The 24,079-nt window shown below is 70.5% G+C and carries 19 protein-coding genes, 1 tRNA gene and 1 riboswitch; of the genes, 3 read left to right on the top strand and 17 right to left on the bottom strand.

From position 1 onward, the window contains the following. Nucleotides 1–62 precede the first annotated feature (62 nt). The 3 genes from AB0A61_RS12850 to AB0A61_RS12840 form a co-directional block, all read right to left on the bottom strand. A complete protein-coding gene (locus AB0A61_RS12850; protein WP_361290506.1) occupies nt 63–4,073 on the bottom strand; it encodes an SGNH/GDSL hydrolase family protein in 4,011 nt (1,336 codons plus the stop codon). A 197-nt stretch (nt 4,074–4,270) separates the two neighbouring features. Then, on the bottom strand, nt 4,271–4,834 hold the full coding sequence (locus AB0A61_RS12845) for a BLIP family protein (protein ID WP_361290503.1): 564 nt from the start codon (nt 4,832–4,834) through the stop codon (nt 4,271–4,273). A gap of 261 nt (nt 4,835–5,095) precedes the next feature. Further along, nucleotides 5,096–5,179 (bottom strand) — tRNA-Leu (locus tag AB0A61_RS12840). Between the two features lie 453 nt (nt 5,180–5,632). On the opposite strand from AB0A61_RS12840, the gene AB0A61_RS12835 reads away from it, so the two are divergent. Continuing rightward, nucleotides 5,633–6,403, top strand: coding sequence for an ABC transporter ATP-binding protein (locus AB0A61_RS12835; RefSeq protein ID WP_361290500.1), 771 nt, complete (start codon nt 5,633–5,635; stop codon nt 6,401–6,403). A gap of 39 nt (nt 6,404–6,442) precedes the next feature. Next, nucleotides 6,443–8,971, top strand: a complete 2,529-nt coding sequence (locus AB0A61_RS12830) for an FtsX-like permease family protein (RefSeq protein ID WP_361290497.1) — start codon at nt 6,443–6,445, stop codon at nt 8,969–8,971. Nucleotides 8,972–9,081: 110 nt separating this feature from the next. Here the strand turns inward: AB0A61_RS12830 and AB0A61_RS12825 are convergent, their stop codons facing one another. Next, a complete protein-coding gene (locus tag AB0A61_RS12825; RefSeq protein WP_361290494.1) occupies nt 9,082–10,392 on the bottom strand; it encodes a cyclopropane-fatty-acyl-phospholipid synthase family protein in 1,311 nt (436 codons plus the stop codon). Nucleotides 10,393–10,597: 205 nt separating this feature from the next. After that, nucleotides 10,598–11,983, bottom strand: a complete 1,386-nt coding sequence (locus AB0A61_RS12820) for an NAD(P)/FAD-dependent oxidoreductase (protein ID WP_361290491.1) — start codon at nt 11,981–11,983, stop codon at nt 10,598–10,600. A gap of 427 nt (nt 11,984–12,410) precedes the next feature. On the opposite strand from AB0A61_RS12820, the gene AB0A61_RS12815 reads away from it, so the two are divergent. After that, entirely contained in the window at nt 12,411–12,623 is a 213-nt protein-coding gene (locus tag AB0A61_RS12815) for a type II toxin-antitoxin system RelE/ParE family toxin (protein WP_361290818.1), read from the top strand. 4 nt (nt 12,624–12,627) lie between these two features. Here AB0A61_RS12815 and AB0A61_RS12810 read toward each other — a convergent pair whose 3' ends face one another. The 12 genes from AB0A61_RS12810 to AB0A61_RS12755 all read right to left on the bottom strand — a co-directional run bounded on the left by AB0A61_RS12810 (nt 12,628) and on the right by AB0A61_RS12755 (nt 23,956). After that, entirely contained in the window at nt 12,628–13,569 is a 942-nt protein-coding gene (locus AB0A61_RS12810; RefSeq protein WP_361290488.1) for a Ppx/GppA phosphatase family protein, read from the bottom strand. Continuing rightward, complete coding sequence (locus AB0A61_RS12805) at nt 13,566–14,105, bottom strand: DUF501 domain-containing protein (RefSeq protein WP_361290485.1); 540 nt, start codon at nt 14,103–14,105, stop codon at nt 13,566–13,568. Before AB0A61_RS12805 ends, AB0A61_RS12810 begins: the two co-directional genes overlap by 4 nt. Before the next feature lie 18 nt (nt 14,106–14,123). Then, nucleotides 14,124–14,600 carry a septum formation initiator family protein gene (locus tag AB0A61_RS12800; RefSeq protein ID WP_361290482.1) on the bottom strand — a complete coding sequence of 159 codons (477 nt, stop codon included), beginning with the start codon at nt 14,598–14,600 and terminating at the stop codon, nt 14,124–14,126. A 136-nt stretch (nt 14,601–14,736) separates the two neighbouring features. Next, nucleotides 14,737–16,026 carry a phosphopyruvate hydratase gene (eno, locus tag AB0A61_RS12795; protein ID WP_361290479.1) on the bottom strand — a complete coding sequence of 430 codons (1,290 nt, stop codon included), beginning with the start codon at nt 16,024–16,026 and terminating at the stop codon, nt 14,737–14,739. 313 nt (nt 16,027–16,339) lie between these two features. After that, complete coding sequence (locus AB0A61_RS12790; protein WP_361290476.1) at nt 16,340–17,035, bottom strand: transglycosylase family protein; 696 nt, start codon at nt 17,033–17,035, stop codon at nt 16,340–16,342. Nucleotides 17,036–17,038: 3 nt separating this feature from the next. Further along, nucleotides 17,039–17,203, bottom strand: a riboswitch (cyclic di-AMP (ydaO/yuaA leader). A gap of 182 nt (nt 17,204–17,385) precedes the next feature. Beyond that, a complete protein-coding gene (locus AB0A61_RS12785; protein WP_361290473.1) occupies nt 17,386–18,513 on the bottom strand; it encodes a transglycosylase family protein in 1,128 nt (375 codons plus the stop codon). 184 nt (nt 18,514–18,697) lie between these two features. Then, nucleotides 18,698–19,993, bottom strand: a complete 1,296-nt coding sequence (locus tag AB0A61_RS12780; RefSeq protein ID WP_361290471.1) for a cytochrome P450 — start codon at nt 19,991–19,993, stop codon at nt 18,698–18,700. Between the two features lie 186 nt (nt 19,994–20,179). Further along, nucleotides 20,180–20,305, bottom strand: a complete 126-nt coding sequence (locus AB0A61_RS12775; protein WP_361290469.1) for a hypothetical protein — start codon at nt 20,303–20,305, stop codon at nt 20,180–20,182. A 225-nt stretch (nt 20,306–20,530) separates the two neighbouring features. Next, on the bottom strand, nt 20,531–21,532 hold the full coding sequence (locus AB0A61_RS12770) for a nucleoside triphosphate pyrophosphohydrolase (protein WP_361290467.1): 1,002 nt from the start codon (nt 21,530–21,532) through the stop codon (nt 20,531–20,533). 53 nt (nt 21,533–21,585) lie between these two features. Next, complete coding sequence (locus AB0A61_RS12765) at nt 21,586–22,227, bottom strand: SurA N-terminal domain-containing protein (protein WP_361290464.1); 642 nt, start codon at nt 22,225–22,227, stop codon at nt 21,586–21,588. Between the two features lie 146 nt (nt 22,228–22,373). Next, nucleotides 22,374–23,006, bottom strand: a complete 633-nt coding sequence (locus AB0A61_RS12760) for a hypothetical protein (RefSeq protein ID WP_361290461.1) — start codon at nt 23,004–23,006, stop codon at nt 22,374–22,376. A 122-nt stretch (nt 23,007–23,128) separates the two neighbouring features. Continuing rightward, a complete protein-coding gene (locus AB0A61_RS12755) occupies nt 23,129–23,956 on the bottom strand; it encodes a glycoside hydrolase domain-containing protein (RefSeq protein ID WP_361290458.1) in 828 nt (275 codons plus the stop codon). Nucleotides 23,957–24,079: the final 123 nt, after the last annotated feature.

Here is a 24,079-nt window from a genome sequence, read left to right as displayed (position 1 = left end):
CCCGCCCCGGTCAGTCAGTCAGTCAGTCGTGCGGTTGTCCGGTTGTGGATGTGTCGCCCGCGTCAGTTGCCCGCGAGAGTGTGCTGCAGGGCGAGCGCGTACAGACCGGCGCCCGCGATCTTCGGGTGGAAGGACTTCATGGACGGCGCCACGTTGCCCGGCAGCCACTTCCAGTCGCGGTTGTCCGCCTTGGAGTGGCCGCTGAGGACGATGCCGTTCACGTCCTCCGGGTCACCGCAGATGGCCTTGCCGGCGAACTCGTCGCGCGGGTCGGAGAAGACCGCGTTCGCGTTGTACTGGGCGTTGGCGTCGTCGACCGCGCCCTTCATCTCGGTGGCCACCGTGTCGGCCATCGAGTTCAGCCAGGGGGCCTCGTCGGTGCCGATGCCGATGATGCACTGACCGTCGTTCTCCAGGAGCTTGGGGTAGCCCATGAGCACGATCCTGGCGTGCGGCGCCTTGGTGTGGATCGCGTTGAGCGTGGTGACCAGACGGGGCCGGACCGTGTCGTGGGCCCACTTCGGCGCCCACTCGTTGAGCGGCCCCGTCGACTGCCCGTCGATCTTCTTCCCGGTGTCCGGGTCCACGGCGTCGATGGAGTTGTCGTTGCACACGGTCAGGGCCGTGATGCACTCCTGGATGATGTCGGCGAACCGCATGTCGTTGCCGCCTATGGACAGGGTGACCAGCGTGGTGTTCTGGTCGAGGTAACCCTGGGCGATCTGCCCCAGCTCACCGTTCTGGCCGTCGCGCAGGATGTTGTAGTGGCGGGCGCCGGAGCAGGCGATGAAGTGGTAGTCCATGTCCGAGTCGCGGTTGTCCGCCATCGCCCCGATGGACTGCGACTGGCCGGGCAGTACGGCCTGGCGCGACCAGGCGAACTTCGAACGGTGGCACTTGTCCTCGGTGTCCGGCTGGCTCGCGTCGTAGAAGTCGGACTCCGGGTAGTAGTCGTCACCGCCGTTGGCCGAGGCGCCCTCCCCGGAGGAGTACGAGTCGCCCATGGCCACGACCTGGTGCGTGGGCTTCTTGGACAGCGGCTGGAAGCCGACCGAGTCCCACGCGACGTCCTCCGTGCCCTTGCCGTCCTCCGTCACGTTCGACAGGGACACGGTGGGCGTACCGGTGAAGTTGAACACGCCGATCGGCACCCACAGGTTGGACTGGACGCGCTGCGGCAGCGCGCGGTTGGGGCTCCACGAGTCGGTGCCGCCCACCTTGTACATGGCCTGACGGGTGTGGGCGCCGTGGTCGGGCAGGTGCACCCAGACCCGCATCCAGCCGCGGTCGGACTTGTTCAGCGTCCACGTACCGGTGGTCTGCAGCCGGGCGGCGTCGGAGGTGCCGCTCTTGTTGGTGTGCGAGAACCAGAAGTGGTTGCCGTAGCCCGCGCCGATCTGGTGCAGGTCGATCTTGGCCGAGGCGGAGCCGAAGGCGAGGTTGAACGATCCGGCCGACGAGACCGATCCGCACGAACGGCCGTCGGAACCGGCCGGGACCACCCCGTTGTCGAGGTCCTCCACGATGTACGTTCCGGAGGGCACGTTGGCCGAGCACTCCGGCGGGTAGGAGTTCGCGTCCGCCTGTTCGGGGTAGGTGTCGTCGAACCGGTGGATCGGGTTGCCGCACTGCGCTGAGCTCGTGCAGTTCTTCCACGTGGCCGGCTTGGTGTACCAGCACTTCAGGTACAGCGGGTCCGAGGTGTTCGGGTCACCGGGCAGCAGGCACGGGCCGCCGCCGGTGTTGTTGGTCGCGCCGGTGCTGATCTTCGACGGGTCGCAGTTGTCGCTGCTGTCGCAGAAGAGGCCGATCGGCGGCTTGGCCGCGGTGCGGTCCGCGGTGGTCGTCCACCAGGCGGGACGGTAGCCGGCCGCGTAGTTGCCGGGTGAGAACATCGCGGAGATGGGCCGCGCCGCCCAGCCGATGACCTTCTCCTCGTACGGCCAGTCCTGCGGGTGCGCCGCCTGGCTGTAGTCGTCTGCGCCGGCGGCGTCCTCCAGGAAGGGGGTGCGGTTCTCCTTCCACAGGGGGTTGGCCGGGTTGTTGGTCCAGCCCAGGCCCCACTTGCCGGAGTTCTTGCCCGCGTCCGACTTCAGGTGGTAGCCGGTGTTGTACGACCACAGGGCGGCGAACCAGTTCTCGATGTACTTCGGGTTGCCGTCGTTGATGACGATCCCGTCACCGCGGGTCTGGTTCCACTTCTCGACCAGGATGTTCACGCCCGCCGCGATGTTGGCCGCGTAGTCGAGGGCGACGGCCTCCTGCTGCGTGGGGGTCTTCGCGGTCTCGCCGTCCTTCAGGTGGCCCGGCAGCCGCATGCCGTCGGTGACCTGCGCGACTCCGTAACCGCAGTCCGCGTTGGACCAGTTGATGGCCCACGGGTCGGTCTGGGTGCCGTCGGAGGAGTACTTCACGCCGTAGAAGTTGGCGATCAGCGGGTTGGCGGTGACGCCCGGCACGGCGTACCGGGTCGCCTGCCACATGTTCGACTCCTGGGCGGTGACGCCGAGCATCACCTGGGCCGGGATGTGCCAGTCGGCGCCACTGCCGCCGCTGAGCGCCTGGAGCGGGAACAGGGACTGCGGCGCGTAGGCCGGCATCCCCATGTTCTTCCAGTTCGCCGGCCGGGTCGCGCCCTTGTTCAGCGCGCCGACGATCGCCTGGTCCACGGCCCACTCGATCTGCCGAGGGGTCGGCTGGAAGGCTTGCTTGACCGGGTCGTTGCGCGGAACCGAGCAGTACCGGTCCGAGTCGACGGGCGCCGCCATCTTCGTCGCGCCGCCCGAGGCCCTGGGGCCGGCCAGCGCCGGGCTGATCGCGGTCGCGGTGCGCTGGGCGGCCGCGCTGCCGAGGTGGTCACCCGGCTCGGCGTCCAGCACGGTCGCCCGGTGCGTGGCGAGGGAGGTGAGGGTGATCCGTGCGGTGCGCGCCGTGAAGGAGTCCTTCTGCGAGATCCGCGAGTCCTTGCCGTCCGCCCACGCGGTGGTCAGCGCGGCGGAGCCGTGGCTGGAGATCCGGGCGTCCTTGTCGATCCCGCCGGGGTTGCGGACCGCGGCCGGCAGCGTGCCGTTGTTCTTCGCCCGGCCCGTGACGTACACCGCTCCCTGGGGTGTGCGTGCGAGGTCGAAGCGGGTCAGCGCGCCCTGGGCGAGTTCCGCCGCCCGCGCCTTGCCGTTCGCCGTCCGCAGCGCCTGGGAGGTGACTCGGGAGACGGCGGCCTGGTCGGCGCCCTGGGCCTGCTTCTTCTTGTCGACCGGGAGGCGGTCGATGAAGGTCACACCGCCGTCGGCGTCCGGCTGGAGCTGGAAGGGCACGGCATGGGTGGGGGCGACGACCTTCACCGTCGAGCCGTCGACGCGCACGATCTGCTTGCCGCGCGCGGCGACGATGCCGGTGCCCACGGGGACCGCCGAGGTGACCTCACCGGCGACGGTCGCGTGGACGGACCTGCCGGTGCGGGCGTCGGTGGTGACCAGCCGCGTCTGGTTCTTCTTCGACGTGGCCTCGTCGGTGTACTGGGAGAACACCGCGTTGTCACCGGTGCCGCAGCCCGGGGAGAAGTAGCCGAGCGTGGCCTGGAAGGGCAGCTTGCGCACCTGGCCGTTGTCCAGGTTCACCAGGGCCGTGAACGCGCCACGGCTCATCAGCTCGGGCTTGTTGGTGAAGGTGCGCGGCGCGTACGCGACCGCGGCGTACTTGCCGGACGCGGTCACACAGGCGTTGCCGATCCAGGTGTCCGTGTCGAAACCCGGCTCGAACAGTGAGGCCGCGGTCTTCCACTGGTAGCCGTTCTTCTCGTCGGCGACCATCACATGGAAGCCCGTGCCGTCACCGGAGGTGGTGAACGCCCGGTCCGTGGAGGTCCGGTAGTTCCTGCCCAGCACCTCGGCGCGCTTGTTCACCGGGATCGAGGCCGGGTTGCCGCCGGGCTTCGCCGTCTTGCCCGAGGGCGAGGGCGACGGCTTGGCGGCCGGTGCCGCCCATCCGTTGGCCGCTCCCGGCGGTATCGCGTCCGCGTACGCTTGCGCCGTACCGACACCACACGCCACCGCGAACGCGACGGCCGTGGTCACCGGAATACGCGCATATCTGGGTATGCTGCGTCTCAACGTCCTGTCTCTCTACTGGGGTTCACGCCCGGGTCAGGGCGTGCACCGCCCCGGGGGCCGGCGCTCACGGCAGAGAAGGCAGGCCTCCCGGAGGCGGGGTTCAGGAGGGGGGAGACCGGTGCGGTCTCCCCGCCGTCAGAGGGTGCGGGCGATGCCCGCGGTCAGCTCAGGCCCGACTGGACCTTGTCGTCGATCACTCCGTCCTGGAAGTGGAACTGGGCGATCCCTCGGCCGGTGATCTCGGAGTAACCGGGCGCGAAACACCGGTACTCGATGTCCGACACGGAGGTCGACGGGTAGGAGGGGTACCGCTCCCAGAACACGACGCACGAGTCCGCGCCGACGACGTTCAGAACCTGGTTCACGGTCATGCGCTTGACGACCTTGTTGTACTTGGCGAGCGTCAGCGAGGGCGCCACCGGCTTCACCAGGAATTCCTGTGCCTTGCCGTTGACCTTGCCGTCAGCGCTGAAGTCGAAGGTCGCGTAGGGGTTGAAGTCCCCGTTCTGGTTCCCCCAGCACTGCAGGGAGGTCCCCCACTCCCCGCCGGTCTGGCACGCCCCCGACGGGACGATGTTCAGCACCTGCTGACGGGTCATCCCGAACTGGACCTGCTGGAACTTCTCCGCCGTCATGCCCGAGTACGCGGCGGACGTTCCGGCCGCCGAGACGACCAGGCCGGCCGCGGCCGACGCCAGCGCCAGCGCCTTGACCCCGGTGGACACGGCTGATTTCGCGCTTCCCCGTAACTTCACTTCAGATCCTCCCGACAGACCGGATGGCTCGACCATCCGAGTGGCGGGAGCCATCGTGGCACCGCGGCCTCTTCTGCTTATCTCCACCACATGAAGGGTCAGATGCCCCATGCGGCCCCTCGGCTCCCGCGGCCGCGCCCGGCTCCCCGCGGCCCTGCCGCACGTCGGAACCCAAAAAGAAGAACGGCACCTTCCAGCCGTTCTGGCAGGCAAGGCGCCGTTTGTCGAAAGTGCCCGGAGCCGGACTTGAACCGGCACGCCCGCGAAGGGGCAGCGAGGTTTAAGCTCGCCGTGTCTGCATTCCACCATCCGGGCAGGCCATGGGCTCCGCTTCGAGGTCCCGAGCCTATCGGGATGCATCCCCCGAACAGCGGACGTGCGGACCGATGTTGTCTTATTTTATTGACTTCTGAGGGTGCATCAGCACTCGGGACAGGCCGTCGGCACTTGCCAATAGCCTTGCGCGCGGCGGGCAGGGACGCATGCGGAATGACGGAATTTCACCGTCTGAACGAGGGGGCTCCACCTGTTCTCGACGTCCCCCGTTCCGGGGCCTGCCGTCACACTCTTGTCGTCGGCCCGGAGGACGGGGGCCGGGCGGCAGGGCCTAGGGGACAGCCGTCATCCCCAGGTATGACGTGAGCGGGTGTGGTCCGACCCGAGTCGCCCTCCGGAACCGGAACAGCGGCTGACTACACGGCCGGGATCGGCGGCGACGATGGACGAGATCCGTACGAACAGCCCTCGTCCCGTCAGGAGCACCCACCCGTGACCACCTCTTCCATCGCCGGCCGGACCACCACCGTGGCCGCGCGCGCCACGGATCTGTCGAAGATCTACGGACAGGGCGAGACCCAGGTGGTCGCCCTCGACCGGGTCTCCATCGACTTCCAGCAGGCCGAGTTCACCGCGATCATGGGCCCGTCCGGGTCCGGCAAGTCCACGCTGATGCACTGCGTGGCCGGCCTGGACACCTTCTCCTCGGGTTCGGTGCGCATCGGTGACACCGAGCTGGGCGCCCTGAAGGACAAGCAGCTCACCAGGCTGCGCCGGGACAAGATCGGCTTCATCTTCCAGGCCTTCAACCTGCTGCCGACACTGACCGCCATGGAGAACATCACCCTTCCGATGGACATCGCGGGCCGCAAGCCGGACAAGCAGTGGCTGGACTCGGTGATCCGGATGGTGGGACTCGCCGACCGGCTGAGCCACCGGCCCTCCCAGCTGTCCGGCGGCCAGCAGCAGCGTGTCGCCGTCGCCCGCGCCCTGGCCTCCAAGCCCGAGATCATCTTCGGCGACGAGCCCACCGGAAATCTCGACTCGCGCTCCGGCGCCGAGGTGCTCGGCTTCCTGCGCAACTCGGTGCGGGAGCTCGGCCAGACGGTGGTGATGGTGACCCACGACCCGGTGGCGGCGGCGTACGCGGACCGCGTGGTGTTCCTCGCCGACGGCCGGATCGTGGACGAGGTGTACGGGCCGACGGCCGAGTCGGTCCTGGACCGCATGAAGCAGTTCGACGCCAAGGGCCGCACCAGCTGACGTCCCGTCCACCTCCGTAACCCTGGACTGAGAAAACCCATGTTCCGCACTGCCTTGCGCAACGTACTCGCGCACAAGGCCCGGCTCCTCATGACCGTGCTCGCCGTGATGCTCGGCGTCGCCTTCGTGTCGGGGACCCTGGTCTTCACCAACACCATCTCCGACGCGTACCAGAAGAGCTCCGCCAAGGGCTTCGACCAGGTCGACGTCGCCGTGCAGTCCACGTACCAGGAGGGCAAGGGGGACCGGCCCGGCAGGACGCCGAGGCTGACCCAGGCACTGCTGGAGAGGAGCACCCGCGTGCCGGGGGCCGCGTCGGCCGTCGGCGTCGTGACCGGCTTCACCGCCATCGCCGACAAGGACGGCAAGCTCGTCGGCGACGGCTTCCGCTCGGAGGGCGGCAACTACTGGGGCACGCGGGATCCCCGCTACCCGCTGACGTCCGGCACGGCTCCGCACGGCGGGGACCAGGTGCTCATCGACTCCGAGACCGCCCGAAGGGCCGGGTACAAGGTCGGCGACACGGTGCACATCTCGGTCGACGGGCCCGTCCTGAAGCCCAGGATCACCGGCATCTTCACCACTGACGACGGCAACGTCGCGGCCGGTGGCAGCCTCGCCCTGTTCGACACGGCGACCGCCCAGAAGCTGTTCGGCAAGCCGGGCACGTACGACGAGATCGACGTGAAGGCGAAGCCGGGCACCAGCCAGGCCGCGCTGAAGACGCAGCTGGACCAGGCGCTGCCCAAGGACAGGACGGCGACCACCACCGGCCGGCAGCTCGCCGACGACCAGGCGCGGATGATCTCGGCGTCGATGAGCGGCCTGCGTCAGGGTCTGCTGGTCTTCGCCGGCATCGCGCTGTTCGTCGGCACGTTCATCATCGCCAACACCTTCACCATGCTGGTCACCCAGCGCACCAGGGAACTGGCGCTGCTGCGGGCGGTCGGCGCCTCCCGCAGGCAGGTCACCCGGTCGGTGCTGATCGAGGCGTTCGTGGTGGGCGCGGTGGCCGCCGTCACGGGTCTGGTCGCGGGCATCGGGATCGGTGCGGGGCTCAGGTCCCTCATGGGGTCGCTGGGTGCGACGGTCCCGGACGGGCCGCTGGTGATCACGCCCGGCACGGTCGCCACCGCGCTCGCGGTCGGCATCCTCGTCACCATGCTGGCGGCCTGGCTGCCGGGCCGCCGGGCGGCGAAGATCCCGCCCGTCGCCGCGATGAGCAGCGTGCACGCGAAGGCGACCACCAAGTCCCTGGTGCTGCGCAACACCTTCGGCGCCCTGTTCTCGGCCGCCGGCGTGGCGGTGGTCCTGGCGGCCACGACGATGAACGGCTCGGACGGCCAGGCCCCCATGGGCCTCGGCGCGGTGCTGCTGATCATCGGCGTGTTCATCCTGACCCCACTGCTGTCCCGCCCGCTCATCGCGGCCGCGGCCCCGGCCCTGCGGGCGTTCGGCGTCTCCGGCAAGCTGGCCCGGCAGAACTCGGTGCGCAACCCGCGCCGTACGGCGGCCACCGCCTCCGCGCTGATGATCGGCCTGACCCTGATCACCGGCATGACGGTGATGGCGGGCAGCCTGCAGAAGTCGATCGACAAGATGGCCTCGTCCGCGATCAGGGCGGACTACGTGGTGTCGATGGCGAACGGCAACCCCCTCTCGCCGGACGTCGACAGGAGGCTGAGGTCCGCCGAGGGAGTGACGGCCACCAGCCCGCTGCGCGACGCGCCCGCCCGCATCGGGGACCGGACCGAGTACCTCACCGGCGTCAACGGCGGCGCGATCGCCCGGCTCACCGACCTCAAGGTCGACGACGGTTCCTTCAAGGTCGGCGGGAGCCAGGTCGTCGTGGACGAGGACACCGCCAAGTCGCGCGGCTGGCAGGCCGGTTCGGCCTTCACCGTCGGCTACGAGGACGGCAGGAAGCAGCGGCTGACGGTCTCCGGGGTCTATGAGGGCAACGACATGATCCGCGGGATCCTGCTGGACAACGCCACCCTCGCCCCGCACCAGACGGACCCGACCGACATGCGGGTCATGGTGAAGACGGCGGACGGCGCCTCCAGCGCGACCAAGGACAGGCTGGTGCGGGCCCTCGGCTCCAACCCGGCGATCAAGGTTCAGGACAAGAAGGACATATCCAACCAGATCGCACAGATGTTCACCCTGATGCTGAACATGCTCTACGGCCTCCTGGCGATGGCCGTGATCGTGGCTGTCCTCGGGGTCATCAACACCCTGGCGATGTCGGTGTTCGAGCGCTCGCAGGAGATCGGCATGCTCCGCGCCATCGGCCTGGACCGCAAGGGCATCAAGCGGATGGTCCGTCTGGAGTCCCTGGTGATCTCCCTCTTCGGCGGGGTGCTCGGCATCGGCCTCGGCGTCTTCTTCGGCTGGGCCGCCGGCGAACTGCTCGGCACCAAGATGGCGACGTACGAACTGGTCCTGCCCTGGGCCCGGATGGCCGTCTTCCTTCTGCTGGCAGCCGCGGTAGGCGTCCTGGCAGCACTCTGGCCGGCCCGTCGCGCAGCCCGCCTGAACATGCTGCAGGCCATCAAGTCCGAGTAATAGCCTCCCAGTCCCCCAAACGAAGGGGGCCCCGTCCGCACGCCGGACGGGGCCCCCTTCGTCGTACGGCGCCACGGCCGTCGTACAACGCCACGGCCGTCGTCCGGACCCTACGGCCGGCTCACCCCCCAGGTGCGGGAGCGCAGGGGTAGGCCCGAGGTGCCCGAGTCGGGGGTTTTCAGGGCGAGGACCTGGTTGACGCCGATGCGGTTGCGTTCGAAGGCGAGGGCGGAGGCGGCCATGTACAGGCGCCAGACGCGAGCGCGGCCGGGGCTGGTGAGCTGGACCGCGCGGGGCCAGTGCGCCTCCAGGTTGGCGACCCAGCGGCGCAGGGTGAGCGCGTAGTGCTCGCGGATCGACTCCACGTCGCGCACCTCGAAGCCGGCGCGCTCCAGCTGGGTGACGGTGCTGCCGAGGGGGGCGAGCTCGCCGTCCGGGAAGACGTAGGCGTCGATGAACTCGTCCACGCGGTACGCCGACTCGTCGCGCTGCGGGCGGCGGGCGATCTGGTGGTTGAGGAGCCGTCCGCCGGGCCTGAGCAGTGCGTGCAGAGCGCTCGCGTACTCCAGATAGCGGGCGGCGCCGACGTGCTCGGCCATGCCGATGGAGGAGATGGCGTCGTAGGGGCCGTCGCGGACGTCGCGGTAGTCCTGCACACGGATCTCGACCCGGTCGGTGAGCCCCTCGTCGGCGACGCGTTTGCGGGCGTACGCCGCCTGTTCCTGGGAGAGGGTGACGCCGACGACGCCCACCCCGTGCTCGCGGGCCGCGTGGATCGCCATGGAGCCCCAGCCGCAGCCCACGTCGAGCAGCCGCTGACCGGGCCTCAGGTCCAGTTTGCGGCAGATCAGTTCCAGCTTGTCGCGCTGGGCCTCCTCCAGGGTGGCCGCGGGGTCCGGGGCCGGCCAGTAGGCGCAGGAGTACACCATGGACGGGCCGAGGACGAGCTCGTAGAAGTCGTTGCCGACGTCGTAGTGGTGGCTGATGGCCTGCCTGTCGCTGCGCCGGGTGTGCAGGTGGCGGCGGGGGCGGCGGACCTCCTCGCGGGGCGGGGCGGGCGGCAGCGGCGGGCCGGCGAGCCTCACCAGGCCGCGGACGGCGGCCCGGACCTGCGGGTCGCGCAGCGCCTGAGCGAGGGTCCTGGAGTCCTCGCCGCGCTCCCAGAACAGGCCGGAGAGCATGCCGAGCGCGGTGTACAGCTCGCCCTCGACGGTCAGGTCCCCGGCGACCCAGGCGCGCGCGAGGCCCAACTCGCCCGGCTTCCACAGCAACCGGCGCAGCGCGCGGCGATTGCGTACGACCAGCGTCGGTGCCCCGGGCGGCCCCGCCTGCGAACCGTCCCAGGCGCGGATGTGCAGCGGGAGCGGTGCCCCCAGCAGCTGTTCGAGCAGGCTCGTGAGCCGCAGCGCGGCGTCGGCCATGGCGCACACCTCCGTGAGTGACGTCTAACTCCGGAATGTCCTCCAACGTAAGCACCAGCGGGCCCGATGCGCAGTCCTGCAATGGGGTTACAACTGGGAAAACCCACGGAACGCCGAAGGACCCCCTGCACCACGGATGGCAGGGAGTCCTTCGGCTGGTTCAACGACCGGTGGTTCGGCGACCGGTTGGCCGGCGGCCGGAGAGTCAGGAGGCCTTGGCCTTCTCCCCGGGCTTGCTCGCGGCGGCAGCGACCGGCGCCGGCTTGGCGGCCTCGTAGAACTCCTCGCGGGGGTTCTCCATGGCGCCGAGCGAGACGACCTCGCGCTTGAGGAACATGCCGAGGGTCCAGTCGGCGAAGATGCGGATCTTGCGGTTCCAGGTCGGCATGGCCAGACCGTGGTAGCCACGGTGCATGTACCAGGCCAGGCGGCCGCGCAGCTTGATCTTCATCTTGCCCATGACGATCATCGCGACGCCCTTGTGCAGACCGAGTCCCGCGACCGCGCCCTTGTTGGCGTGGCTGTACTCCTTCTGCGGGAAGCCCCGCATGCCGGAGACCACGTTGTCGCCGAGGGCCCTGGCCTGACGCAGCGCGTGCTGGGCGTTCGGCGGGCACCAGGCGTTCTCGTTGCCCGCCCTGCGGCCGACGAGGTCGGGCACCTGGGCGTTGTCACCGGCGGCCCAGATGTAGTCCGTGCCCTTGACCTGGAGGGTGGGCTCGCAGTCGATGTGGCCGCGCGGGCCGAGCGGCAGACCGTAGCGGGACAGGGCCGGGTTCGGCTTGACGCCGGCCGTCCACACGATGGTGTTGGAGTCGACCTCGAGCCCGTTCTTCAGCACTACGTGGCCGTCGACGCAGGAGTCCATGGAGGTGGAGAGGTAGACCTCGACCCCGCGGCTCTCCAGGTGCTCCTTGCCGTACAGGCCGAGCTTGGGGCCGACCTCGGGCAGGATCTTGTCGGCGGCGTCCACCAGGACGAAGCGCATGTCCTCGCGGGACACGTTCTTGTAGTACTTGGCCGCGTCGCGGGCCATGTCCTCGACCTCGCCGATGGTCTCGGCGCCGGCGAAGCCGCCACCGACGAAGACGAAGGTGAGCGCCTTGCGGCGGATCTCCTCGTCGGTCGTGGAGTCGGCCTTGTCGAGCTGCTCGAGGACGTGGTTGCGCAGGCCGATGGCCTCCTCGATGCCCTTCATGCCGATGCCCTGCTCGGCGAGGCCGGGGATCGGGAAGGTGCGGGAGACCGCGCCGAGCGCGACCACCAGGTAGTCGAAGGGCAGCTCGTACGCCTCGCCGACCAGCGGGGCGACCGTGGCGACCTTGCGGTCCTGGTCGATGGTGGTGACCCGGCCGGTGAGCACCTCCGCCTTGGGCAGCACGCGTCGCAGCGGGACGACGACGTGGCGCGGGGAGATGCTGCCGGCGGCGGCTTCGGGGAGGAAGGGCTGGTAGGTCATGTACGACCGGGGGTCGACGACTGTGACGGTCGCCTCGCCGTAGCGCATCTTCTTGAGGATGCGCCGAGCTGCGTACAGGCCTACGTACCCACCGCCTACTACGAGGATCCTGGGACGCTCCGTGGTGCTCATGGCATCGAGTATCCACCCGCCACATGGGGGTCGCTCGTGCGCCCCTTCACAAGCTTCGACAGGGCCTGTGCTAAACTCCGCGACCCACGTGACGGAGGTCATGGCGACGGACAGGAACCGCTGTCCGGTTGGAACCGTTGTCAAGGCCGCGTGAGCTGCCCCTCCGGGTTCCCGAAGCACCGGAAGGCGCCCCGGATTTCACCCCTCCGCAAGCCCCTCCCGGCACCCCTCGAAGCAGCCTTCCATGTCCGCTGGGCCACCGGATGGGCCCTTGGGCCCCGTTTCCCGCCCCACCGGGACCGAATTCCTTGTGAAGAACTTCACGAACTTTTCCGAGGGGACGTCATCGAGGGGCCGGGCCAGGGCCAGGGACGCGCTCATACGTTATCCGACCTGCTCAGCCGAGGCTACCGATGAGTAGCAAAAAATCTGGGCCACCAGCCGCACCCTGACCGCGCTGACCGCGCTCGGCGACGACCCGTACCGCGAGGACGCCGACGTCAAGAAGCTCAGCGGCCCGTCCGGGCTCTACCGGCTCAGGGACGAAAGCTACAGGGTCGCCTACCAGATCAACGATGGTGAGCTCGTCATTCTCGTCGTCAAGGTGGGCGACCGGCGGGACGTGTACCGCAACCTGTAGGCGGTCAGGCCAAAGACCACGCGATCCCGTCGAGGATGTCGTGCTCGCTGACCACGACCTCCTCGGCGCCGATTCGCTCCATGATCGCCAGCAGGACCAGGGCGCCCGCGCCGATCACGTCGACCCGGCCCGGATGCATGGCCGGGATCGCCGCGCGTTCGGCGTGCGTCGAGTGCAGCAGCGACTCGGTGATCTCCCGGACGCGGTCGTGCGGGATCCGGGAGTGGTGGATACGGGCCGAGTCGTACTCGGGCAGTCCCTGGGCGATCGCCGACACGGTCGTCACCGACCCGGCGAGCCCCACCAGCGTGCGCGCCTCGCGCAGTGGGACGGTCTCCTCGGCGAGGTCCAGCGCGGCCTCGACATCGGCCCTTATCGCGGTGATCTGCTCCTCGGTCGGCGGGTCGCCCACCACCCCGTCGTGCACCAGGTGACGCTCCGTCATACGGACGCAGCCCACGTCGACCGAGCGCGCCGCGCGCACGTGGTCGTCGCCCACGACGAACTCCGTGGAGCCGCCGCCGATGTCCACGACCAGGAACGGCCGGGCCAGGTCCGTGCGTCCGCTCAGCTCCCTGGTCGCACCGATGAAGGAGAACTCCGCCTCCTGGTCGCCGGAGATCACCTCGGGCTCGACGCCGAGGATCTCCACCACCCCGCGCACGAACTCGTCGCGGTTCTCGGCGTCCCGGGAGGCCGAGGTGGCCACGAAACGCAGCCGCTCGGCACCGTGCTTCTCGATGATCCCGGCGTACTCGCGGCACGCCGCGAAGGTCCGCTCCAGCGCCTCGGGGGCGAGCCGCCCGGTGCGGTCGACGCCCTGCCCGAGCCGTACGATGATCATGCGCCGGTCCAGTTCGACGAGTTCGCCGGTCACGGGGTCGGCGTCGGCGACCAGCAGCCGGATGGAGTTCGTACCGCAGTCGATGGCGGCGACGCGCGTCACTGGCCGTCCTCCCCGGGCTCGCCGGGGACCGTCACGCAGGCACCCTTGCGCCACCACTCGGGGAGCATCGCGATCGCCTCGTCACCGAGCGGGTTGACGCCGGGCCCGGCGGCCAGTGAGTGGGCGACCAGGACGTGCAGGCACTTGACCCGGTCGGGCATGCCGCCGGCGCTCGGGAAGCCCTTCAGTTCCTCGATCTCGTCCCGGCGCCGGATGTAGTCCTCGTGCGCGGCCCGGTAGGCGGCGGCAAGCTCGGGGTCGGACTGCAGCCGCTCCGTCATCTCCTTCATCACGCCGTCGGCCTCCAGCGTGCCGATCGCGGAGGCCGCCTTGGGGCACGTCAGGTAGTACAGCGTCGGGAAGGGCGTGCCGTCGGGCAGCCGCGGGGCCGTCTCGACGACGTCCGGCTGCCCGCAGGGGCACCGGTGCGCGATCGCGCGCAGTCCGCGCGGCGGCCGCCCGAGCTGCTGCCTGAAGGCCTCGACGTCCGCGTCGGTGGGCTCGGTGCGCGGGGTGGGCGGCGGAGGGGTTTCCATGCCTGTCTTTCTGTTCGTTCACTGGTCGGCGGCGTCGGACCTGTCGACCCCGTCCCAGACGTTCACGTACCAGGGGCGGCGGGCGGTCGCCAGGTCGGCGCGCGACTGCTTGGCCGCGCCCGGGTCGGTCACGACGTAACCGGTCTCCCCGGGCATGACGTAGTGCAGCCGCTGCCGGATCTGCTGCTCCGCGTACGCGTCGTCCTGCCAGCGTGCCTTGATGTCGCGCAGTTGTTCCACCCGCTCCTGCGCCTGCTGCTTCTGCCGGCGCAGGTCGGCGATCTCGGCCCGCTGGGAGACGTACTGGCGCATCGGGTACGCCAGGGCGACCACCAGGGAGCACACGACGAGCGCGAGCAGGGCCGCGCGGCCGGTCAGCCGGGAGCGGCGGGCCTGGCGCCGGGTCTGGGAGCGGTAGACGCGGGCCGCGGTCTGCTCGCCGAGCAGCCTGAGCCTGGTCGCGGTGGAGAACCGGTCCCGGTCCTTCACAGCCATCGTCCCCGCCTCCCGTGGGTCACCCTCGTACGTGCTGCACACGTGCGTACGTCCCCGGACACGGTACGGGACCGAGTACGGGGACGTACGTACGACTGGCTGAGCCTTACCCTTTGTTGCTCAGCCCCGGCTGCACTTACTGGTTCGCGGAGCGGAACCGCGGGAAGGCGCTGCGGCCGGCGTACACCGCGGCGTCGTCGAGGATCTCCTCGATGCGCAGCAGCTGGTTGTACTTGGCGACGCGCTCGGAGCGGGCCGGGGCGCCGGTCTTGATCTGGCCGCAGTTGGTGGCGACGGCCAGGTCGGCGATGGTGACGTCCTCGGTCTCGCCGGAACGGTGGGACATCATGCACTTGAAGCCGTTGCGCTGGGCCAGCTCGACGGCGTCCAGGGTCTCGGTCAGCGAGCCGATCTGGTTGACCTTCACCAGCAGCGCGTTGGCGGTGCCCTCCTCGATGCCGCGGGCCAGGCGCTCGGGGTTGGTGACGAACAGGTCGTCGCCCACCAGCTGGACCTTGTCGCCGAGCCGGTCGGTGATGACCTTCCAGCCGGCCCAGTCGTCCTCGAACAGCGGGTCCTCGATGGAGACGAGCGGGTAGGCCTCCACGAGCTCCTCGTAGTACTCCGTCATCTCGGCGGCGGAGCGCTCCTTGCCCTCGAAGAGGTACGTGCCGTCCTTGTAGAACTCGGAGGCGGCGACGTCGAGGGCGAGGGCGATCTGCTCGCCGGGGACGTACCCGGCCTGCTTGACGGCCTCGAGGATGAGGTCGAGGGCCTCGCGGTTGGAGCCCAGGTTCGGGGCGAAGCCGCCCTCGTCGCCCAGGCCGGTGGACAGGCCCTTGCTCTTCAGGACCTTCTTCAGCGTGTGGTAGACCTCGGTGCCCCAGCGCAGCGCCTCGGAGAAGGACTCCGCGCCGATCGGGGCGATCATGAACTCCTGGATGTCCACGTTGGAGTCGGCGTGCGAGCCGCCGTTCAGGATGTTCATCATCGGCACCGGCAGCAGGTGCGCGTTCGGACCGCCCAGGTAGCGGAAGAGGGGGAGGTCGCTGGCCTCGGAGGCGGCGTGGGCCACGGCGAGGGAGACGCCCAGGATGGCGTTGGCGCCGAGGGAGGCCTTGTTGTCGGTGGCGTCCAGGTCGAACATGGCCTGGTCGATCAGGCGCTGCTCGGTGGCGTCGTAACCGACCAGCTCCGGGCCGATCTGCTCGATGACGGCGAGGACGGCCTTCTCGACGCCCTTGCCCTGGTAGCGGTTGGGGTCACCGTCGCGCAGCTCGATGGCCTCGAAGGCGCCGGTGGAGGCGCCGGACGGGACGGCGGCACGACCCGTGCTGCCGTCGTCGAGGCCGACCTCGACCTCGACCGTGGGGTTGCCTCGGGAGTCCAGGATTTCCCGGGCTACGACGACGTCGATGGACGGCACGAGCATCTCCTTCTTGGATGTGACGCTGAATGTGCGGGGCTGGTGTGCCTTGCGACTAGAGCCTAACCGCCCCGGGCCCGCCGGCGGCCGACCGACCGCCTTGTGGACAGGGTGACCGTACACATTGTTCATGCGCGGAACAAAGAGGGAGGGGGACGCGGGAACGGGGGCGGGAACGAGAAGAACCCGCCCCGGTGCGTACGGGGGAATACGCACCGGGGCGGGGAGCCCGTGGGGACGGGGGCAACCCGTACCGGCCTCCGCGGTGGAGGCCGGTACACGAGGAGCCTGCGGCTCGGTTACCGGCCGACTGTCACTTCAGGTGCAGCTGCTGGCCCGGGTAGATGAGGTTGGCGTCCTCGACGATGTCCTTGTTCAGCTGGAACAGCTTCTGCCAGCCGCCCTGGACGTGGTGCTTGGCCGCGATGGAGCTGAGCGTGTCGCCGGCGACCACCTTGTACTCGCCGTCACCCTTCTTGACCTTCTTGCCGGTCGGGGTGGTGACGGTCTTCTTGGCGGCCGGACGCTCGGCGGAGCGGTTGGCGGCCTGCTGCTCGGTCGAGCGGGTGGTGGTGGCGCTCTTGGTGGAGTTGCCGGAGCTGCCGGAGGCCGAGCCGCCGTTGTAGGCGGCGCCGGTGAGGCCCGTGCCGCAGACCGGCCAGGCGCCCTTGCCCTGGCCCGCGAGCACCTTCTCGGCGACGGTTATCTGCTGACCCTTGGTGGCCAGGTCGGCGCGCGAGGCGTAGGCGGTGCCGCCGTACGCGGCCCAGGTGGAGTTGGTGAACTGCAGGCCACCGTAGAAGCCGTTGCCGGTGTTGATGGACCAGTTGCCGCCGGACTCGCACTGGGCGACCGCGTCCCACTGGGAGGCGGTGGCGGCGGAGGCCTCGCCGGCCGCCATCAGCGGGGCGGCGACGGCGGCGGAGGCGACACCGGCGAGCGCGAGGGTGCGGGTGGACCGCTGAAGGACGGTCGGACGACGGTGCTTGCCCTTGCCGGAAAACAGCATGAAGGATCCCCTCACCGACGCCTGCGAGGTGAGCTGTCGGGTTCGGGCCGGTTGAGTTGCCCGGCCGTGCCCTCGTGAGGCACGGCTTCACCCCCAGCCGCTCCGGTCAACTGCCCGGCGCGGCACTTACCTTGGGTCCCCCGCTCCTGCCTACGGCGCTTGACGCGACGACTGTTCCCGGGCAACCGCTGGCAGGACTCGGCGTTGCGGCGGCCGGGGCTCGTGGTGACGAGCGATCACGACCGTAGCCACGCAATCCACCGAATTTCAAAGACGATCAGGGCTTCTGAGACTCATCCCACACTTTCACCGAACCGGACATTCTGCGCGAAGTGGGGCGTGAACTCCCGCTACTTCTGGGCCGTTTCGGCACCTATGGCAAGGGTCTGACCGGCAACGATGTGGTTGGGATCGGCACCGACGGCGTCCCGGTTCGCGGCGTAGAGGGCGCGCCATCCACCCTGGAGCCCAAGGGAGTCGGCGATGGAGGCGAGCGAGTCACCGGAGCGGACCGTGTACGAACCCTCCATCGCGGCGCGCGCGTCGTCGCGCGAGGCGTGCCGGCCGGAGGAGGTGTCGGTCCGGCTGCCGGCCAGGTCCTCTGCGGCAGTGCCGCCGCGGTGACGGCCGGAGCCGAGCGCGCCGGTGTCGACGAGGGCCGAAGAGCCGCCGTTCTGCCCGGGGTTGTCCGACTCGCCGGAGTTGGGGTCCGTGGTCGCCGAACCGCCGGACGACGAGGAACCCTCCGCGGTGGGGTCGGTGGACTTGCCGGGTTTGGCGGTGTTGTCCCCCTTGGTGGATGGAGAGGGGGATGAGGCGTGCTTTGTACCGGACTCATCCGACGATCCGGATGGATCGGGTGTTCCCGTCGGATAGCCGGACGGATCGGACGAGTTTGATGAGTTGGACGGGTCGGACGAGTTGGACGGTCCCGAAGATCCGGCGGATCCGGCGGATCCGCCGGAGCCCGCCGACGAGTTGGACAGACCGGAGTCCACCGATCCGGAGATACCGGACGAGCTGGACGAGTCAGACGAGTGGGACGAGCCGGACCCCGAGGAGGAGCCGTTGCCGACACCGGTGTCGACGTCCACCGAACCGGAGTTCCTGGTGAGGCCGGAGAGCAGTCCGCAGGTGGGCCAGGCGCCCGGCCCCCGGTCGGCGAGAATCTTCTCGGCGACGGCTATCTGCTGCGACCGGCTGGCCTGGTCGGCGCTCTGGGCGTAGGCGAGGCCGCCGTACTTCTCCCAGTCGTCCTGGGTCAACTGCAGGCCGCCGTAGTAGCCGTTGCCGTGGTCGGCGCTCCAGGAGCCGCCGCTCTCGCACTCCGCCACCTTGTCCCATGTGGTGCCGTCGGCCGCGCTCGCGCCGGTCGCGCCGAGCAGCGGAATGGCGATGGCGGATCCGGTCACCCCCGCGGCGACGAGGAGGGCGGGGGCCTGACGGGGGCGACGGTGACGACCGTTCCCGGAAAGCATGCGGAAACCTTTCACGCGACAGCAGTGACCGGCGCGGCGGGTACTGCCGGGCGCCGCGCTGATGCGTGAACGTATCGGCTGACGATCACTTGTCACAAGTTAATGCCGCGCAGATCACGTGAAGATCACATAGTTGAGCGCGTGTCACTTTTGCGCTCGCCGACGCGGAGGTGCGGGGCCGCTTTCACGGCGAACCGGATGTATCGGATGTACCGGGCGGGGTGAACCGGACGGGCAGCGTGCGCAGTCCACGCATGATGAGCCCGCCGCGCCAGCGCAGGTCCGCCGGGTCCGCGTCGAGCCGGAGGTCCGGCAGCCGGGTGAGGAGGGTGGCGAGCGCGGTCTGGCCCTCCAGGCGGGCGAGTGGGGCGCCCAGGCAGTAGTGGATGCCGTGGCCGTAGCCGAGGTGCTGGTTGTCGCGCCGGCCGAGGTCGAGGACGTCCGGGTCGGCGAACCGCTCCGGGTCCCGGTCGGCGGCGGCGAGCACCACGAGTACGGGGTCGCCCGGTGCGATGTCCTGGCCGCCGATGGTGAGCGGCCGGAGTGCGAACCGCCAGGTGGCCAGCTCCACGGGGCCGTCGTAGCGCAGGAGTTCCTCCACGCCGGTCTCCAGCAGGCTCCGGTCGCCGCCCGCCAGGCCCTTCTGGAGGCGGTCCCGCTGCTCGGGGTGGGTGAGCAGGGCGTAGGTGCCGTTGCCGATGAGGTTGACGGTCGTCTCGAAGCCGGCGAAGAGAAGGATGAAGGCCATGGCGGCCGCCTCGTTCTCGGTGAGGTGCTCGCCGTGGTCGGAGGCGCGGATCAGGCCGGAGATGAGGTCCTCGCCCGGGGCGGGCTCGGCCGGGAGCGCCTGGCGCTTGCGGTGGATGAGGTCGGCGAGGTAGCCGCGCATCTTCTTCACCGAGCGGGCGACCCCGCCTCGGGGCCCTCCGCCGTGCCGGATCATCATGCCCGCCCAGTCCCGGAAGTCGTCCTGGTCCTCGCGGGGGACGCCGAGCATGTCGCAGATGGCGTAGATGGGCAGTGGGAAGGCGAACTCGTGGATGAGGTCGGCGGTGCCGTGCGCCGCGAACCGGTCGATGAGGTCGTCGGTCAGCTCCTGGACGCGTGGCGCGAACTCGGCGACCCGGCGGGGTGTGAACGCCTTGCTGACCAGTCGGCGCAGGCGGGTGTGGTCCGGCGGGTCGATGTTGAGCAGATGCGTCATCAGCTCGGCCTTGCGCTCGCCCGGGATGCCGGTCTTGCCCTTGGCGTGCGCGGGCTCGTCGTGGTGCGCCGGGTTCTTGCTCAGCCGCTGGTCGGCCAGGGCCTGTTTGGCGTCGGCGTACCGCGTGACCAGCCAGGCCTCCACCCCGCTGGGCAGCCGGGTCCGGTGCACCGGGGCGTGCTCGCGCAGCCAGGCGTACGCGGGGTACGGGTCGCTGGCGAACTCCCAGGTGAACAGGTCGGGGGCGGGGCTGTCGGCCTCGGGCTGGTCGGTCACTCTCCGACGGTATCCGGCCGCACGACCACCGCCTCTTCGGGCCGCCCGGTCACGGCCCGGCGATGCACGGCCGCTGCCTCGGGCCTCCCCGCCACTCGCCGCCGGTGCCCGGCCGCACGACCACCACCTCCACGAACCGCCCCGTCACAGCCCGGCGACGCCCGGCCGCTGCCTCGGGCCTCCCTGTCACACCCCGACGGCGCCCGGCCGCACGACCACCGCCACCCCGAGCCGCCCCGTCACACCTCCGCCGGTGCCCAGCCGCACGACCACCACCTCCACGAACCGCCCCGTCACAGCCCGGCGATGCACGGCCGCTGCCTCGGGCCTCCCCGCCACTCGCCGCCGGTGCCCGGCCGCACGACCACCACCTCCACGAACCGCCCCGTCACAGCCCGGCGACGCCCGGCCGCTGCCTCGGGCCTCCCTGTCACACCCCGACGGCGCCCGGCCGCACGACCACCGCCACCCCGAGCCGCCCCGTCACACCTCCGCCGGTGCCCAGCCGCACGACCACCACCTCCACGAACCGCTCCGTCACTCCCCGCCGATGCCCGGTCGCGGCGCCGCTGCCTTCTCCGTCTCTCTGATGGCGTCCCGGTACGCCCGTGCGGCTGCTCGGAGTGCGGCTTCCGGGTCGACGCCCTCCGCCTCGGCGCGGACCGCCAGCGCCAGCAGCTCGTAGCCGAGGCCCTCCACCTCGGGCAGCGGGACGTCGAGGCCCGCGGTGCGCACCCGGGACGCCAGCTTCGCGGCGAGGGCCAGGCCGGGCTGGCCGAGGGGGATGCCCTCCGTCACGGAGCTGCGCCGCTTCTCCTCGGCCTTGGTGCGCAGCCAGTGCTCCTTGACCTCCTCGGGGGTGGCGGCCGTCTCGTCGCCGAAGACGTGCGGATGGCGGTGGATCAGCTTGGCGACGATGCCGCCGGCCACGTCGTCGACGGAGAAGGGCGCCTCGGGGTCCTCCTCGGCGATGCGGGCGTGGAAGACGACCTGGAGCAGGACGTCGCCCAGTTCCTCGCGCAGCTCCTCCCGGTCGCCGTCCTCGATCGCCTCGACCAGCTCGTACGCCTCCTCGATGCCGTACTTCGCCAGGCCCTTGTGGGTCTGGCGGGACGACCACGGGCACTCGGCGCGGATGCGGTCCATGACCTGGACGAGGTCGAGCAGGCGGGCGCCGGGCAGGTCGTAGGAGGCGGGGAGCAGCTCCAGCTCGGGCATGCTGACCCGGCCGGAACCGGCGAGGCGGGCGAGGCCGTCGGTCAGGGCCGGCTCGCCCTCGCCGGTGGCCACGACCACGACGGTGCGCCCGCCGGCACAGGCGTCGACCAGTTCCTCGGCGGTCGGCGACGCCTCGTCCACGGCTATGCCAGCCTCACGCAGATACGGCAGCTGCGGGTGCGCCCCGTCCGCGCACAGCACCCGGTCGGCCGAGCGCAGCGCCTGCCAGGCGGGCCAGGACAGCAGGCCGGGGGCGACCCGGTGGCTGGTGGTGAGCAGGACGACGCGGCCGGGCACGCTCTCGGAGGTGGTGGTGTTCACGCTCCGAACGTAACCCACGGGGCCGACAGCCCCGCGAGTTGTCCACAGGCCGCTCAGGCCGACTGCTCCGTCCCCGTCGAGTCCTCCTTCACCCACGGCGTCTTGGCGTCCATGCCCCGTCTCTGGACGTCCCAGGCGCCGTAGCGCGGGTTGAGGTCGACGTGGAGCCGGGCGGAGGCGTCGGACAGGGCCTTCCAGAAGTCGGGCCGGCTCGTGTCGGTGTGCAGCCGGTCCGCGAGCTTCTGGGCCTCGGCCTGGAGACGGAGGTTGTCGTCCAGGCGCTGCGGCGGCACCCCGTACTGCTGCAGCCAGGCCGTCTCCAGCGCCTCGGCGCCGCCCGCCTGCTGCTCCAGTCCGGTGCGCAGCTGCTGGACCTCCCGGCGGGTGACCGTGATGCCCGCGTCCCGCGCGGCGCGGTCCAGCACCCGGTCGAGCACCATCTGGTGCAGTGTGTCCCTGGCGAGCGTGCCGGTCCTGGCGACGACCTGCTGGTACTGCATCTCGTTCGGCAGCGCGGCCCGCTGCGCCCGGCGCACCTCGTCGACCCTGCTCTGCAGCTGCGCGACGGTGATCCGCTGCCCGCCGACCACGGCCGCTGCGCCGGGATGCGCATCGTTTCCGCATGCGGTGAGGAGAGGGGCCGCCGCGGCGATCGCGGCGGACAGGACGAGCGCGGTGCGACGGCGGCGGTGCAAGGGGACCTCCCGTTGGAGTTTGTGCGACAGTGCACAAGGTCTTGCGGTGATCGATGGTAGGCAGCGGCCGGGCTCCGGCCAACCCATTCGACCAACGATTCACCGCGACTTCGGGCACCGCCGCGCCCCTCCCGCGGGACCGGGCGTCAGCTCCGGCCGTCCACCGCCCGCTCCACGGCCCGGGCCACGTCGGCGCGCAGACCGTCACCGACGCCGAGCGCGGTCACGTTCGCGCCGCCTCGCTCACCGCCGACCAGGACGAAGCCGACCTTCCGGTACTGCGCTGCGGTCTGCGCCGCGGCCGTGACCTCGGGCCGGCCGACGGCGAGGACGACGTCGCAGGAGCGCTGGAGCATGCCGTTGAGGAACGGCCGCGCGTTGCCGGCGCTCTGCTCGCCGGTCACCTGTGCGTAGCTGACCCGGGCGTGGGTCTTCAGGGAGGCGTCCTGCATGCCCTGCCAGACGTCGGCGGCGGTGGTGCCGGAGGTGATGCCGTCCTTGCCGGTGAGCAGGCAGGCGTCGGCCTCGGTGTAGTGCCGGGCCCGGGTGTCCGGGATCGGCGGCCGGCCGTCGGGCCGGGAGAGCAGGACGCCGGCCACGACCAGCGCACCGACGACGACCAGCGCGCCCGCCGCGAGCGCGATCGTGCGGCCGCTCAGCGAGCGCAGCCATGTTCCGGCGGCCCGCCCGGCCACGGCGAGCCGCCCGGCCGCCGAGGTCCGCGCCTGCGTCTCTTTCGCCGAACGCGCCTGCGTCACCTGTCTGACCTGCTTGGCCACGTCCCACCTGCTTTCCTGTCTTCCCCGCCTTTCCTGCTCTTCGCGCCCCTCACGCCCTTTCGCCCGTCCCGCCGGTTCCCGCGGGGCCTCAGCGCCCCTGCCGGGGCGCTGACGTCGGACGGTCAGCCGGTGATGGCGACGGGCGCGTCCCAGGCGTCGCGGTCCACGGTGATGGTGTAACCGCCGCGCGTCTCCGTGCTGTTCACCATGTACTGGTGGGCGCGGCTGTGGTTGGTGAACTGGGTGGAGCCCCAGGGCCAGTCCGCGGTCGTGGTGTTGTTCTTGTCCCAGAGCGCGTACCAGAGGTTGCCCGGCAGGTCGGTCTTGTCGGTCGCGGTGGCGATGGCCTTGGCGCTGGAGCTGGTGAAGCCGTAGAAGCCGGCCCGGTACGTCTTGGCGTGCAGCCCCTTGTCGAAGGCGCGGACGTACGTCAGCACGGCGTCGTTGCACGACTTGTTCGTGACGTCGTACGGCTCCATGTCGAGGTAGATCGCGCTGCCCGCCTTCATGCCGAGCGCGGAGGCCTTGGCCGCCGCGTCGGCCGCGTCGCTCGCGCCGAGGGAGGCGGCGGTGGAGGCGGTGAGCTTCTCCGGGTTGGAGCTGGTCTGGCAGGGCGGCTGGGCGCCGACGTAGAGCGGGACGAGCTTCCAGCCGAGGGAGCTGACCGACTTCACCCAGGAGGCGGTGAGGTTGGGCTGGCCGCAGCCGCGGTTCTTGCCGCCGACGTAGACGGCGGCGGCACCGTAGAAGCCGTCGTGCCAGGCCTTCATGGCGTTCAGCGAGGGAGCGGCGCAGGTGTCGAAGGCGCGCCCGGTGAACGTCTTCTGCGCGGGCCAGGTGGTGGCGGCCATCGAGGTCTGGGCCGCGATCCCGGCGCCCGCGGCGACAGCGGTACCCGCCACCGCCCACGTCACGTACCTGCGCTTCTTCGACTGCCGGTGCTCGGCCATCGCCACCCCTGTTCCTGCGTACGCATGTCTGCTGGAGCGGCGCACGACGACGGTCGGGCGGCGTACGTCCGCTGGAAAACGTTTCTGAGCCCCCTGCAACGGCGCCCGGCGACAGGTCCGTTG

This window comes from Streptomyces sp. NPDC046197, from assembly GCF_040646295.1.
Classification (GTDB): Bacteria; Actinomycetota; Actinomycetes; order Streptomycetales; family Streptomycetaceae; genus Streptomyces.
This window is presented reverse-complemented; position numbering and strand designations above follow the sequence as displayed.